The organism is Pseudomonas haemolytica (assembly GCF_009659625.1).
GTDB lineage: Bacteria > Pseudomonadota > Gammaproteobacteria > Pseudomonadales > Pseudomonadaceae > Aquipseudomonas > Aquipseudomonas haemolytica.
This window is the reverse complement of the sequence record NZ_VOIW01000003.1, coordinates 290,361-304,378: the sequence shown is the minus strand read 5'-3', so window position 1 is coordinate 304,378 and position 14,018 is coordinate 290,361. Positions and strand designations below refer to the sequence as shown.

Below are 14,018 nucleotides of genomic sequence, written 5' to 3'. Positions count from 1 at the left end.
AATTAGGTGGACGGCGTGTATCATACACGCACGCGATTTTTGGGGCCATTTATGCGGATCATCAGTGTGAACGTTAATGGTATTCAGGCTGCAGTCGAGCGTGGTTTGCTCAGTTGGCTGCAAGCACAGAATGCCGACGTCATCTGCCTGCAGGACACCCGCGCCTCCGCCTTTGAACTGGACGACCCAGCCTTCCAACTGGATGGCTACTTCCTTTATGCCTGCGATGCCGAAGTGCCCACCCAAGGTGGCGTGGCTTTGTACTCGCGGTTGCAACCCAAGGCGGTCATCAGCGGCCTCGGCTTCGAGACAGCCGACCGCTACGGGCGCTACCTGCAAGCCGATTTCGACAAGGTCAGCATCGCGACCTTGCTGCTCCCTTCGGGGCAGAACGGCGATGAAGACTTGAACCAGAAATTCAAGCTAATGGACGATTTCGCCCGTTACCTGGATAAACAGCGACGCAAACGTCGCGAGTACATTTACTGTGGCTCGCTGTACGTGGCGCAACAGAAGCTGGATATCAAGAACTGGCGCGACAGCCAACAATCCCCGGGCTTCCTGGCGCCGGAACGGGCCTGGATGGACGAGATTGTCGGCAACATGGGCTATGTCGATGCCCTGCGCGAAGTCAGCCGTGAAGGCGACCAGTACAGCTGGTGGCCGGATAACGAACAGGCCGAGATGCTCAACCTGGGTTGGCGCTTCGACTACCAGTTACTGACGCCGGGCCTGCGCCGGTTCGTGCGCAGTGCACGCCTGCCGCGCCAGCCGCGTTTCTCGCAGCATGCGCCACTGATCGTGGACTACGACTGGACATTGACCATCTGAGGTCTTTCTCCAGATACAAAAAAACCGACAGCGATGTCGGTTTTTTTGTGGCCGCCCGGTTACTTGACCAGGCGCCAAGTCCACGGATAACGATAGGCAATGCCTTTGTTGGCCTTGATCCCGGCGATAATCGTCAGTATCAGCGCCCCAATCACCAGCACGGTCATCAGCAAAAAGCCGATCACCACGAAGCCCAGCACCAGGCACACCAGCCAGGCGATTGCCACGGTGATCTGGAAATTCAGGGCTTCCTTGCCCTGATCATCAATGAGCGGGTCTACATCCTTCTTGAACTGCCACAGGATCAGCGGCCCCAACAAACTACCGAAAGGAAATACCAACCCCGCAAACGCCGCGAAGTGACACAGCATTGCCAACTGGTGTACTTCCTTGGACGGTGCCGGTACCGGCAACTGGCTGTCACTCATGGCGCTTCTCCTTGTTACCGGCTTAGTCAGCCAGTGCGGCGTTCTGCAGTTCGAAGATTTCTCTCATGCCTTTCTGGGCCAAGGCCAGCATCGCGTTCAGCTCAGCGGGCTGGAATGGCGCGCCTTCAGCCGTGCCCTGTACTTCGATGAAACCACCGGTGCTGGTCATGACTACGTTCAGGTCGGTCTCTGCGGCCGAGTCCTCCAGGTAGTCCAGGTCCAGCACAGGCTCGCCCTGGTACATGCCGACCGATACAGCGGCGATCATCTGCTTGAGCGGGTCGCCGCCTTTGAGGCCGCCGCGTTTCTTGATGACTTTCAGCGCGTCAACCAGGGCCACCATGGCACCGGTGATGGACGCGGTACGCGTACCGCCGTCGGCCTGGATCACGTCGCAGTCGACGTACAGGGTCACGTCGCCCAGCTTGGACATGTCCAGGGCGGCACGCAGGGAACGGCCAATCAGGCGCTGGATTTCCAGGGTACGCCCGCCTTGCTTGCCACGGCTGGCTTCACGCTGGTTACGCTCGCCAGTGGCGCGCGGCAGCATGCCGTATTCAGCGGTCAACCAGCCCTGGCCCTGCCCCTTGAGGAAGCGCGGCACGCCATTTTCGACGCTGACGGTGCAGATCACCTTGGTATCGCCAAACTCGACCAGTACGGATCCCTCGGCGTGTTTGGTGTAGTTGCGGGTGATGCGGATCGAGCGGAGCTGATCGGCAGCGCGACCACTTGGACGTTTCATAGGGGATACCTGTACTGAGGACGAAAAACTGCCGAGCATTATAGAGCCGCAAGCCGATTCGGGGCACTTCTAAAAATTCGGTTACGAATGCGCGACTCGTCGCGCTTTGTGAGCGCCAGGGTTTGGGGCCTTGCGCCCCACTGCGCTACACTCCTGCGCCTTCGCAGCCTGTCGGCTTCAATTTACTCATCAGCCCGTATTTGCGGGACTGCATCGCGAGGTACCTCCATGGTGCACAGCATGACCGCCTTCGCCCGTGTCGAAAAAGCCGGGGCCCAAGGCACCCTCAGCTGGGAATTGCGCTCGGTCAACAGCCGTTACCTGGAGCCGCATCTGCGCCTGCCGGAGTCGTTCCGCGATCTCGAAGGCGCCGTGCGTGAAGCGCTGCGCCAAGGCATTTCCCGTGGCAAGCTGGAATGCACCCTGCGCTTTACCGAAGAAACCACCGGCAAGCCGCTGCAGGTCGACCGCGACCGCGCCGCGCAACTGGTCGCCGCCGCAGAAACCATCGCCGGCCTGATCCAGCAACCGGCCGCACTGAACCCTCTGGAAGTGCTGGCCTGGCCTGGCGTGCTGGTGGCCGATGCGACCGACCCGCAAGCTCTGAACGCCGAAGCCCTCGCCCTGTTCAACCAGGGTTTGAAGGAGCTCAAGGCCGGCCGCGAGCGCGAAGGCGCCGAACTGGCGCGCCTGATCAACGAGCGCTTGACCTCGATCGAAGAAGACGTAGTCACCCTGCGCGAACTGGTGCCGCAGATGCTCGCCACCCAACGCCAGAAGGTCCTCGACCGCTTCGCCGACATGAAGGCCGACCTCGACCCGACGCGCCTGGAGCAGGAAATGGTCTTGCTCGCACAGAAGAGCGACGTGGCCGAAGAGCTCGACCGCCTTAGCACCCACATCCTTGAAGTACGTCGCGTGCTCAAGTCTGGCGGTGCCGCCGGTCGGCGCCTGGACTTCCTGATGCAGGAACTCAACCGCGAAGCCAATACACTGGGCTCCAAGGCGTTCGATCCGCGCAGCACCACGGCGGCGGTCAACCTCAAAGTGTTGATCGAGCAGATGCGCGAACAAGTACAGAATATTGAGTAAGGCAACCTCCATGACCCACAGCACCGGCACCCTTTACATCATTTCCGCCCCTTCGGGCGCGGGCAAGAGCAGCCTGGTCAAGGCCTTGACCGACGCTGACGAGCAGATCCGCATCTCGGTGTCCCACACCACTCGCGCCATGCGCCCGGGTGAAGTGAACGGCGTGCACTATCACTTCGTCGAGCGCACCGAGTTCGTCAAGATGATCGAGCATGGTGACTTCCTCGAGCGCGCCGAAGTCTTCGGCAACCTCTACGGCACCTCCCAAAGTCACCTGCAACAGACCCTGGACGAAGGTCACGACCTGATTCTGGAAATCGACTGGCAGGGCGCCGAACAAGTGCGCCAGCTGATGCCCAAGGCACGCTCGATCTTCATTCTGCCGCCATCGCTGGAAGCGTTGCACCAGCGCCTGACCAACCGCGGCCAGGACAGCGACGAGATCATCGAAGGTCGCATGCGTGAAGCCGTCAGCGAAATGAGCCACTATGTCGACTACGACTACCTGATCATCAATGACGATTTTGCCCAAGCCCTGGACGATTTGAAGGCGATTTTCCGCAGCAACCAGCTCCAGCAAAAGCGTCAACAGCAGCGTTTCGGCAAATTACTGGCCGAACTGCTCGGCTGACTGGCTCTTTCCAAAACGGCTGCAAGGGCCTTACATTGGCACTTGTAGCGGTTTTGCGAGAGCCTGCGAAAAATCAGCGCTTCCCTAAACGCTGGTGATTTTTTAAACTGCTCAGTCCGCTCGCCCAACCGGGCAGCGCGCATCTTGCATTCGCTCCGAGGAATACCATGGCCCGCGTAACCGTTGAAGACTGCCTAGAACACGTGGATAACCGCTTTGAGCTGGTCATGCTCTCTACCAAGCGTGCCCGTCAACTGGCCACTGGCGGCAAAGAGCCCCTGGTCCAGTGGGAAAACGACAAGCCTACCGTTGTAGCCCTGCGTGAAATCGCTGAAGGCCTGATGAGCTACGAGTTCATCGCCAACGCCGAAATCGTTGAAGACGAACCGCTGTTTGCAGCGTTCGAGGACGAGTCCAACGAGGCCGTCTAAGCCTATGCCTGGTCGACGTAGCACGGCGCGGGGTCACAATCTTCGGCAGGAGTTCATACTTTGCCGAGCATAGACGCCCTCGCCGATCGCTTATCGACCTACCTCGGCCCAGACCAGGTCAACCTGGTCCGCCGAGCGTATTTCTACGCCGAACAAGCCCACGACGGCCAACGCCGCCGTAGCGGCGAGGCGTATGTCACCCATCCTCTTGCGGTGGCCAATATCCTGGCCGACATGCACATGGACCATCAGAGCCTGATGGCCGCGATGCTGCATGACGTGATCGAAGACACCGGCATTGCCAAGGAAGCGCTCAGTGCGCAATTTGGCGAAACCGTGGCCGAACTGGTCGACGGGGTCAGCAAACTGACCCAGATGAACTTCGAGACCAAGGCCGAAGCCCAGGCGGAAAACTTCCAGAAAATGGCCATGGCCATGGCCCGCGACATCCGCGTGATCCTGGTCAAGCTGGCCGACCGGCTGCACAACATGCGCACGCTGGAAGTGCTCTCCGGCGAAAAGCGCCGGCGCATCGCCAAGGAAACCCTGGAAATCTACGCGCCCATCGCCAACCGGCTGGGCATGCACGCCATTCGTATCGAATTCGAAGACCTCGGCTTCAAGGCCATGCACCCGATGCGTTCGGCGCGCATCTACCAGGCGGTCAAGCGCGCCCGGGGCAACCGCAAGGAAATCGTCAACAAGATTGAAGAGTCCCTGAGCCATTGCCTGGCGATCGATGAGATCGAGGGTGAGGTCAGCGGCCGGCAGAAACACATCTACGGCATCTACAAGAAGATGCGCGGCAAGCGCCGGGCCTTCAACGAGATCATGGACGTTTACGCGTTCCGGATCATCGTCGACAAGGTCGACACCTGCTACCGCGTGCTGGGCGCTGTGCATAATTTGTATAAACCCCTGCCCGGCCGCTTCAAGGATTACATCGCGATTCCCAAGGCCAACGGCTACCAGTCGCTGCATACCACGCTGTTCGGTATGCATGGCGTGCCGATCGAGATCCAGATCCGCACCCGCGAAATGGAAGAAATGGCCAACAACGGCATCGCCGCCCATTGGCTGTACAAATCCAGCGGCGACGAGCAGCCCAAAGGCACCCATGCCCGCGCCCGCCAGTGGGTCAAGGGCGTGCTGGAAATGCAGCAACGTGCCGGCAACTCCCTGGAATTTATCGAAAGCGTGAAGATCGATCTGTTCCCGGACGAGGTCTACGTGTTCACGCCCAAAGGCCGCATCATGGAGCTACCCAAAGGCTCCACCGCGGTCGATTTTGCCTACGCGGTGCACACCGACGTGGGCAACAGCTGCATCGCCTGTCGGATCAATCGTCGTCTCGCACCGCTGTCCGAACCGCTGCAAAGCGGCTCCACGGTCGAGATCGTCAGTGCTCCAGGCGCGCGTCCGAACCCGGCATGGCTCAATTTCGTGGTCACCGGCAAGGCACGCACGCATATTCGCCACGCCCTGAAACTGCAGCGTCGCTCCGAGTCGATCAGCTTGGGCGAACGCCTGCTGAACAAGGTGCTCAACGGCTTCGACAGCGCCCTGGACAAGATTGCGCAGGAGCGCGTGCAAGCGATGCTCCACGAGTACCGCCAGGAAACCATCGAAGACCTGCTGGAAGATATCGGCCTGGGCAACCGCATGGCCTACGTGGTCGCCCGCCGCCTACTGGGCGAAGGCGAACAACTGCCAAGCCCGGAAGGCCCGCTGGCAATTCGCGGCACCGAGGGCCTGGTGCTCAGCTACGCCAAATGCTGCACGCCGATCCCGGGCGACCCGATTGTCGGCCACTTGTCTGCGGGCAAAGGCATGGTGGTGCACCTGGACAACTGCCGCAACATCACCGAAATCCGCCACAACCCGGAAAAATGCATCCAGCTCTCGTGGGCCAAGGATGTCACCGGCGAGTTCAACGTCGAACTGCGGGTGGAGCTGGAACACCAGCGCGGCCTGATCGCCCTGCTGGCCAGCAGCGTCAACGCGGCCGACGGCAATATCGAGAAAATCAGCATGGACGAACGCGATGGTCGTATCAGCGTGGTCCAACTGGTGGTCAGCGTGCACGACCGCGTACACCTGGCTCGCGTGATCAAGAAGCTGCGCGCCTTGACTGGGGTCATCCGTATCACCCGTATGCGTGCATAGCTCTTCAGATAACTCATCACCCATTACAAGGAGTCACTCATGACCAAGACAGTTATCACCAGCGATAAAGCCCCAGCCGCTATCGGCACTTACTCCCAAGCGATCAAGGCGGGCAACACCGTCTACATGTCCGGCCAGATCCCACTGGACCCACAGACCATGGAATTGGTTGAAGGCTTCGAAGCGCAAACCGTACAGGTCTTCGAAAACCTCAAGTCCGTGGCTGAAGCTGCTGGTGGTTCGTTCAAGGACATCGTCAAGCTGAACATCTTCCTCACCGACCTGAGCCACTTCGCCAAGGTCAACGAGATCATGGGCAAGTACTTCGAACAACCCTACCCAGCCCGCGCCGCCATCGGCGTTGCCGCCCTGCCAAAGGGCGCACAGGTTGAGATGGACGCCATTCTGGTCATCGAGTAAAACACCCGGCGCAGCTCCAACAGGCTGCGCCGACTTCGTTTCAGAAGGATTTCGTAATGCGCAAAGCGCTTGTAGCCTCTTCGTTGCTCGCCCTGTTGCTGGGCGGCTGTGCCAGCAACCCCGCCGACCTGGATGTGAGCGGCACCTGGATCAACCAGGCCGCCATCGACGCGGCAGCCAAGGGCGGCCCTTTGCGTGAAGCCCTGCAATCCTATGGCCCCAACCTTGAGTGGGAGGTCAACACCAAGGCTGCGCAGGCACGCTACTACAACGGTTTTGAAGTGGCCGAAGGCAAGCTGACCGGTGAAAAATCCGGCGCCTGGAGCGTCGACTTCTATGGCAGCGCCGCGACCGAACTCAAGCGCAAAGGCAAACAACTGCTGCAAGTGGCCAACGACAATGAGCCGGAGCAACTGTTTGCCCGCGCCAAAGAACCCGCACCCGAAGGCGCGCCAATAGGTGCCAATTTCGAACGGGCGCTGTACGCGGCCTACATGGGCGGCGACTGGAAGATCACCGACGGCACCGGCAACGGCGCCACCGTGCAGTTCCAGGCCGATGGCAAGGTCGCGGGCCTGCCTGGCGCCGACCGCTACTCACTGTGCCTGGCAGGCGATTGCGCCTCCATGAGCGGTGGCTACGACAGCATCTGGCTGCAACTGAACGGCCAGGGCAACCCTTGGATCTTCGCGCGTAAGGGCGGGCAACTGGAGATCTTTCAGGCAATCAATACCGCGCAGGCTGATGAAGTGCCTCAGTTCACGCCGGGACCGCGCCATTGGCTGCTTGAAAAGTAATAACAGCATCACCTGAATCTAAATGTGGGAGCAAGCCCCCTCCCACATTTTTGACCGCGTTTCAGCCTTTCAGGATCGCGGCGTAGCCTTCCCGGTAAGTCGGATACTTCGGCGCCCAACCAAGGGACTTAGCCCTGGCATTACTGCATTGCTTGCTGCCCGCACGCCGCACACTGGCGTCATCGGCCCATTCGGTCACACCCAGGTACTCGCGCAACCAGGCGACCACCTCGGCCAGTGGCGCAGGCGCATCGTCGACACCGATATAGACCTTGTCCAATGCACCGCCCTGCTCTACATGCCGCAGTAAAAAGGCCAGCAGTCCGGCCGCGTCATCCGCGTGAATCCGGTTGCCATATAAAGGCGGGTCAATCGCTACGCGATAGCCTTGGCGCACCTGGGTCAGCAGCCATTCACGCCCTGGCCCGTAAATCCCGGTCAGCCGCACGACAGTGGCGGGGATACCGCTATTGAGCGCCACTTGCTCGGCTTCCAGCATCACCTGCCCGGAATAACCCTTCGCTTGCGTCTCTGACGTTTCGTCGACCCACTCGCCGTTCTGCTGCCCATACACGCTGCTGCTGGATACAAACAGCAAATGCTTGGGCGCCTGGCCGTAGTCCTCCAGCCACTCCAACACATGCTGCAGCCCTTGCACGTAAGCGGCGCGATAACCGGCTTCGTCGTGGTCAGTGGCAGCGGCGCAATACACCAGGTAATCCACCCCGCCGATGGGCCAGGTGTCAGGGCAGTCCTTTTTGAACAGGTCACCGGCGATGCCAATCACGCCGTCGGGGAGGCGCGAAATATCGCGACGCAGGCCGTGAACCTCCCATCCCGAGGCCAGCAATTGGCTAGCCAGCCGACTACCCACATCGCCGCAACCGGCAATCACAACAGAAGGCACAGACATCACAAAACTCCATTCTTAAAGGCGCAGATTAGCTGCCAGAGATGACCAGCGGCCAGAAAAAGGACAAATAAAGTTACTGTATTACTTCTGTTAACAAGAATTACTTGCAATAATAACCGCCCATTTGTCCTCGACCCCACGGGTCTCGAAGGACGATCACTCATTTTTTCTCTCAGGTCCGGCCAGCATGACACGTAATACAAACCCCGCTTCGCCAACCAAGCCTCACAGCCCATCCCGCGCCTGGCGTGCGATTGCTGCGATGCTGTTCAGCGTACTGCTGGCACCGACCGCCGCATTCGCTGATGCCACCGCCCCCGCCACTCCGGCGACTGCCGAGCAGAACGCTGCGACCCCAGCTGCGCCTGCCGTCGCACCCGTCGCCACCGACCCGGCCCAGGCCGCAGGCGACGCCGCACCTGCCGACGAAACCGGCGTAGTGCTGGAAGAAGACAACACGCTGGGCATGGCCCACGACCTGTCGCCATGGGGCATGTACCAGAACGCCGACGTGGTGGTGAAAGCCGTGATGATCGGCCTGGCCATCGCCTCGATCATCACCTGGACCATCTGGATCGCCAAAGGCTTCGAGCTGTTGGGCGCCAAGCGTCGCCTGCGGGCTGAAATCGTCCACCTGAAAAAAGCCACCACCCTCAAGGAAGCGAGCGAAACCGCCACCAAGAAGGGCACCCTGGCCAACACCCTGGTACACGACGCGCTCGAAGAAATGCGCCTGTCGGCCAACACCCGCGAAAAAGAAGGCATCAAGGAGCGCGTGGCTTTCCGCCTCGAGCGCCTGGTTGCTGCCTGCGGCCGTAACATGAGCAGTGGCACCGGCGTGCTCGCCACCATCGGCTCCACCGCACCCTTCGTCGGCCTGTTCGGCACCGTATGGGGCATCATGAACAGCTTCATCGGCATCGCCAAAACCCAGACCACCAACCTCGCCGTCGTTGCCCCCGGCATCGCCGAAGCCCTGCTGGCTACCGCCCTGGGCCTGGTTGCCGCGATTCCTGCGGTGGTGATCTACAACGTCTTCGCCCGCTCCATTGCCGGCTACAAGGCCCAGGTTTCGGATGCATCGGCAGAAGTGCTGTTGCTGGTCAGCCGTGACCTCGATCACCTGCCTACCGAGCGCAGCTCGCAACCGCACATGGTGAAAGTGGGGTAATCGGCCATGGGCCTGCATTTGAATCAAGGCGACGACGAACTCGTCGAGAACCACGAAATCAACGTCACGCCGTTTATCGACGTGATGCTGGTGCTGTTGATCATCTTCATGGTGGCGGCACCGTTGGCCACCGTGGACATCAAGGTGGACCTGCCGGCATCCAGCGCCAAGCCTGCGCCGCGGCCGGAGAAGCCGATCTTCCTCAGCGTCAAGGCAGACCAACGCCTGTTCCTGGGCGAAGAAGAAGTCAAGACTGAAAGCCTGGGCCCGGTGCTCGACGCCAAGACCCAAGGTAAGAAAGACACGACGATCTTCTTCCAGGCCGACAAAGGCGTGGACTACGGCGACCTGATGAGCGTGATGGATGCCCTGCGGGCAGCCGGCTACCTCAAGGTGGGCCTGGTCGGACTTGAGACGGCAGCCAAGAAATGATCACGACGCGCCACAAACTGACGCGTTATGGCACCAGCCTCGCCGTCGTGCTGGGCGTGCATGCCGTCGCGATCATCATCGCGCTCCAGTGGTCCGCGCCGCAGGTGATCCAGCTGCCACCCGCCGCCATGGTCATCGACCTGGCGCCGATGCCAGCACCGCCGCCTCCGGCACCGCCCAAGGTGATTACGCCGCCGCAGCCGCCTGCACCGGTGGAAGAGCTGCCTCTGCCGAAACTGGCCGAGGCGCCCAAGCCAACGATCCAGGTGCCCAAGCCGGTCAAGCCCAAGCCTAAGCCGCAACCGCCCAAGCCGGTGGAGAAGAAGCCCGAACCGCCCAAGGAGAAACCTTCCGAGGAGCCACCGAGCGAAACCCCACCGACCAACGCACCGGCGGAAAAATCGGCCCAGCCTGCGCCCGGCCCATCGGCACAACAGGTCGCGGCCCAGGCATCCTGGCAAAGCACCCTGCTGGCGCACCTGCAGAAGTACAAGAAGTACCCGCCTGGCGCCCAACGCAGCGGCAAGGAAGGCATGAACCGCTTGCGCTTTGTGGTCGATGCCGAAGGTAATGTGCTGTCCTACGAGTTGGAGGGCCGCTCCGGCAACGCCGACCTGGACCGTGCGACCCTGGAGATGATCCGCAAGGCTCAGCCACTGCCCAAGCCTCCGGCCGACCTGCTGAAAAACGGTAGCGTCGAACTCGTCGCACCATTCGTCTACAACATCGACAAGCGGCGCCGCTAGATCCATCAATGTGGGAGGGACTTGCTCCCTCCCACATTCGCTTTCATCGCATCAGCAAAATTCCCGGTATTCCCCGCTCAATCCCCTGCAAAGTTCTGATAACGTGCGTCTATCGATTGCAGCCGGTATGCTTGGCCCGCAACCTCATGGACGCCCGCTATGACTCTTACAGAATTACGCTACATCGTGACCCTCGCCCAAGAACAGCACTTCGGCCACGCGGCCGAGCGTTGCCATGTCAGCCAGCCGACGCTGTCGGTGGGTGTGAAAAAGCTTGAAGACGAACTCGGTGTGCTGATTTTCGAGCGCAGCAAGAGCGCCGTGCGCCTCACCCCAGTGGGCGAAGGCATCGTTGCCCAGGCCCAGAAGGTTCTGGAGCAAGCGCAAAGCATTCGCGAGCTGGCCCAGGCCGGCAAGAACCAGCTGACAGCACCGCTCAAAGTCGGCGCGATCTACACCGTCGGCCCGTACCTGTTCCCGCACTTGATTCCGCAACTGCACCGCGTCGCGCCGCAGATGCCGCTGTATATCGAAGAAAACTTCACCCACGTGCTGCGCGACAAACTGCGCAACGGCGAGCTGGACGCGATCATCATCGCCCTGCCCTTCAACGAAGCCGACGTGCTGACCCTGCCGCTCTACGACGAGCCGTTCTACGTGCTGATGCCGGCCTCCCACCCGTGGACCAAGAAGGACACCATCGACGCCGGCCTGCTCAATGACAAGAGCCTGCTGCTGCTCGGCGAGGGCCACTGCTTCCGCGACCAGGTACTGGAAGCCTGCCCGACCCTGACCAAGGGCAACGACGGTGCCAAGCACACCACGGTGGAATCCAGCTCCCTGGAAACCATTCGCCATATGGTCGCTTCCGGCCTGGGTATTTCGATCCTGCCGCTGTCGGCAGTGGACAGTCATCACTACGCCCAAGGCGTGATCGAAGTGCGCCCACTCACACCACCGGTGCCGTTCCGTACCGTGGCGATCGCCTGGCGCGCCAGCTTCCCACGCCCCAAAGCGATTGAGATCCTTGCCGACTCGATCCGCCTGTGTTCGGTGGCCAAGCCGCCCGCTGCGAGCTAAGCAACTGTATGACAGAGCTACTATGACTGAACTGTCGCAGGTGTCGGTGACGGCACTCAAGGGTGTCGGTGAAGCCATGGCCGAAAAGCTGGCCAAGGTCGGCCTGGAAAACCTCCAGGACGTGCTGTTCCACCTGCCCCTGCGCTATCAGGACCGCACCCGCGTGGTGCCCATCGGCCACTTGCGTCCTGGGCAGGACGCCGTGATCGAAGGCACCGTCAGCGGCGCTGACGTGGTGATGGGCAAGCGCCGCAGCCTGGTGGTGCGCCTGCAGGATGGCACCGGCGGCTTGAGCCTGCGCTTCTACCATTTCAGCAACGCGCAGAAAGAAGGCCTCAAGCGTGGCACCCGCGTGCGCTGCTACGGCGAGGCGCGCCCTGGCGCATCGGGCCTGGAAATCTACCACCCGGAATACCGCGCCATTACTGGCGACGAACCACCACCGGTAGACACCACCCTCACACCGATCTACCCGCTGACCGAGGGCCTGACCCAGCAGCGCCTGCGCCAGTTGTGCATGCAGACCCTGACCATGCTCGGCCCGCAAAGCCTGCCCGATTGGCTGCCCCTGGAACTGGCTCGCGACTATCAACTGGCGCCCCTGGCCGATGCGATTCGCTACCTGCATCACCCGCCCGCCGATGCCGACGTGGACGAGCTCGCCCTCGGCCATCACTGGGCCCAGCATCGCCTGGCCTTCGAAGAACTGCTGACTCACCAACTGTCGCAGCAACGCCTGCGTGAAAGCATGCGCTCCCTGCGCGCCCCGGCCATGCCCAAGGCCACGCGGCTGCCTGCGCAATACCTGGCCAACCTCGGCTTCGCGCCGACGGGCGCCCAGCAACGGGTGGGCAATGAAATCGCCTACGACCTTAGCCAGCAAGAGCCGATGCTACGGCTGATCCAGGGCGACGTGGGTGCGGGCAAGACCGTGGTCGCCGCCCTCGCCGCCTTGCAAGCACTGGAGGCTGGTTACCAAGTGGCGCTGATGGCCCCTACGGAAATCCTCGCCGAACAACATTTCATCACCTTCAAGCGCTGGCTCGAGCCGCTGGGCCTGGAAGTGGCGTGGCTGGCGGGCAAACTCAAGGGCAAAACCCGTGCGAGCGCCCTGGAGCAGATCGCCGCAGGCGCACCGATGGTGGTGGGCACCCATGCGCTGTTCCAGGACGAAGTGCAGTTCAAGAACCTCGCCCTGGTGATCATCGACGAACAGCACCGCTTCGGCGTACAACAGCGCCTGGCCCTGCGCCAGAAAGGCGTGGGCGGGCGCATGAATCCGCACCAGCTGATCATGACCGCCACGCCCATCCCACGCACCCTGGCCATGAGCGCCTACGCCGACCTCGACACCTCGATCCTCGACGAACTGCCGCCCGGGCGTACGCCGGTCAACACCGTGCTGGTCACCGACACCCGGCGCGTCGAAGTGATCGAGCGCGTGCGCGGCGCCTGTGCCGAAGGCCGTCAGGCGTACTGGGTGTGCACCTTGATCGAAGAGTCCGAAGAGCTGACCTGCCAGGCGGCCGAAACCACGTATGAAGACCTCACCAGTGCTCTGGGCGAGCTCAAGGTCGGGCTGATCCATGGCCGCATGAAACCGGTGGAGAAAGCCGCGGTGATGGCCGAGTTCAAGGCCGGCAACCTGCAATTGCTGGTGGCTACCACGGTGATCGAAGTCGGCGTAGACGTGCCCAACGCCAGCCTGATGATCATCGAAAACCCCGAGCGCCTGGGCCTGGCGCAACTGCACCAACTGCGTGGCCGGGTCGGCCGGGGCAGTGCCGCCAGCCACTGCGTGCTGCTGTATCACCCGCCGTTGTCGCAGATCGGTCGCCAGCGCCTGGGCATCATGCGCGAAACCAACGACGGTTTTGTCATCGCCGAAAAAGACCTTGAGCTGCGCGGCCCAGGCGAAATGCTCGGCACGCGCCAGACCGGGCTGTTGCAATTCAAGGTCGCCGACTTGATGCGTGACGCCGACCTGTTGCCTGCGGTACGCGATGCAGCCCAGGCCCTGCTCGAACGCTGGCCCGATCACGTCAGCCCCTTGCTCGACCGCTGGCTGCGGCACGGGCAGCAATACGGCCAAGTGTGACGCCTGACGCACTTATCCGACCAACACCTGTATCAAG

15 protein-coding genes are annotated in these 14,018 nt (G+C 61.6%); 12 read left to right on the top strand and 3 right to left on the bottom strand.

Annotated elements, in window-relative coordinates; translation table 11 throughout:
- The first annotated feature begins 51 nt into the window (after nucleotides 1-51).
- Nucleotides 52-831 (top strand): exodeoxyribonuclease III, encoded by a 780-nt coding sequence (locus FRT59_RS11775; RefSeq protein WP_003195493.1) that lies wholly within the window; start codon nucleotides 52-54, stop codon nucleotides 829-831.
- Nucleotides 832-890: 59 nt separating this feature from the next.
- Here FRT59_RS11775 and FRT59_RS11770 read toward each other — a convergent pair whose 3' ends face one another.
- Together FRT59_RS11770 and rph are read right to left on the bottom strand one after the other, a co-directional pair.
- Nucleotides 891-1,259, bottom strand: coding sequence for a DUF4870 domain-containing protein (locus FRT59_RS11770; RefSeq protein WP_153871289.1), 369 nt, complete (start codon nucleotides 1,257-1,259; stop codon nucleotides 891-893).
- A gap of 22 nt (nucleotides 1,260-1,281) precedes the next feature.
- Nucleotides 1,282-2,004 (bottom strand): ribonuclease PH, encoded by a 723-nt coding sequence (rph, locus tag FRT59_RS11765; protein WP_153871288.1) that lies wholly within the window; start codon nucleotides 2,002-2,004, stop codon nucleotides 1,282-1,284.
- 228 nt (nucleotides 2,005-2,232) lie between these two features.
- On the opposite strand from rph, the gene FRT59_RS11760 reads away from it, so the two are divergent.
- From FRT59_RS11760 to FRT59_RS11735, 6 genes are all read left to right on the top strand, one after another.
- The gene (locus FRT59_RS11760) at nucleotides 2,233-3,096 is read left to right on the top strand and encodes a YicC/YloC family endoribonuclease (RefSeq protein WP_034116419.1); all 864 of its coding nucleotides are present in this window, start codon (nucleotides 2,233-2,235) and stop codon (nucleotides 3,094-3,096) included.
- A gap of 10 nt (nucleotides 3,097-3,106) precedes the next feature.
- Nucleotides 3,107-3,727 (top strand): guanylate kinase, encoded by a 621-nt coding sequence (gene gmk, locus FRT59_RS11755; RefSeq protein WP_034116420.1) that lies wholly within the window; start codon nucleotides 3,107-3,109, stop codon nucleotides 3,725-3,727.
- A gap of 167 nt (nucleotides 3,728-3,894) precedes the next feature.
- On the top strand, nucleotides 3,895-4,158 hold the full coding sequence (rpoZ, locus tag FRT59_RS11750) for a DNA-directed RNA polymerase subunit omega (protein ID WP_003176920.1): 264 nt from the start codon (nucleotides 3,895-3,897) through the stop codon (nucleotides 4,156-4,158).
- A gap of 60 nt (nucleotides 4,159-4,218) precedes the next feature.
- Entirely contained in the window at nucleotides 4,219-6,324 is a 2,106-nt protein-coding gene (gene spoT / locus FRT59_RS11745) for a bifunctional GTP diphosphokinase/guanosine-3',5'-bis pyrophosphate 3'-pyrophosphohydrolase (protein ID WP_034116421.1), read from the top strand.
- Nucleotides 6,325-6,363: 39 nt separating this feature from the next.
- Nucleotides 6,364-6,744 (top strand): RidA family protein, encoded by a 381-nt coding sequence (locus tag FRT59_RS11740; RefSeq protein WP_034116422.1) that lies wholly within the window; start codon nucleotides 6,364-6,366, stop codon nucleotides 6,742-6,744.
- A 56-nt stretch (nucleotides 6,745-6,800) separates the two neighbouring features.
- Nucleotides 6,801-7,541 (top strand): hypothetical protein, encoded by a 741-nt coding sequence (locus FRT59_RS11735; protein ID WP_153871287.1) that lies wholly within the window; start codon nucleotides 6,801-6,803, stop codon nucleotides 7,539-7,541.
- 61 nt (nucleotides 7,542-7,602) lie between these two features.
- Here FRT59_RS11735 and FRT59_RS11730 read toward each other — a convergent pair whose 3' ends face one another.
- Nucleotides 7,603-8,454 (bottom strand): SDR family oxidoreductase, encoded by an 852-nt coding sequence (locus tag FRT59_RS11730; RefSeq protein ID WP_153871286.1) that lies wholly within the window; start codon nucleotides 8,452-8,454, stop codon nucleotides 7,603-7,605.
- Nucleotides 8,455-8,641: 187 nt separating this feature from the next.
- Between FRT59_RS11730 and exbB the strand changes: the two genes are divergently transcribed.
- From exbB to recG, 5 genes are all read left to right on the top strand, one after another.
- Nucleotides 8,642-9,625, top strand: coding sequence for a tonB-system energizer ExbB (gene exbB, locus FRT59_RS11725; protein WP_153871285.1), 984 nt, complete (start codon nucleotides 8,642-8,644; stop codon nucleotides 9,623-9,625).
- A gap of 6 nt (nucleotides 9,626-9,631) precedes the next feature.
- Nucleotides 9,632-10,057, top strand: a complete 426-nt coding sequence (gene exbD / locus FRT59_RS11720) for a TonB system transport protein ExbD (protein WP_003176926.1) — start codon at nucleotides 9,632-9,634, stop codon at nucleotides 10,055-10,057.
- A complete protein-coding gene (locus tag FRT59_RS11715) occupies nucleotides 10,054-10,803 on the top strand; it encodes an energy transducer TonB family protein (RefSeq protein ID WP_034116426.1) in 750 nt (249 codons plus the stop codon). Before exbD ends, FRT59_RS11715 begins: the two co-directional genes overlap by 4 nt.
- Before the next feature lie 159 nt (nucleotides 10,804-10,962).
- The gene (locus FRT59_RS11710) at nucleotides 10,963-11,883 is read left to right on the top strand and encodes a hydrogen peroxide-inducible genes activator (RefSeq protein WP_032878710.1); all 921 of its coding nucleotides are present in this window, start codon (nucleotides 10,963-10,965) and stop codon (nucleotides 11,881-11,883) included.
- 22 nt (nucleotides 11,884-11,905) lie between these two features.
- The gene (recG, locus tag FRT59_RS11705) at nucleotides 11,906-13,981 is read left to right on the top strand and encodes an ATP-dependent DNA helicase RecG (RefSeq protein ID WP_153871284.1); all 2,076 of its coding nucleotides are present in this window, start codon (nucleotides 11,906-11,908) and stop codon (nucleotides 13,979-13,981) included.
- The last annotated feature ends 37 nt before the right edge of the window (nucleotides 13,982-14,018 follow it).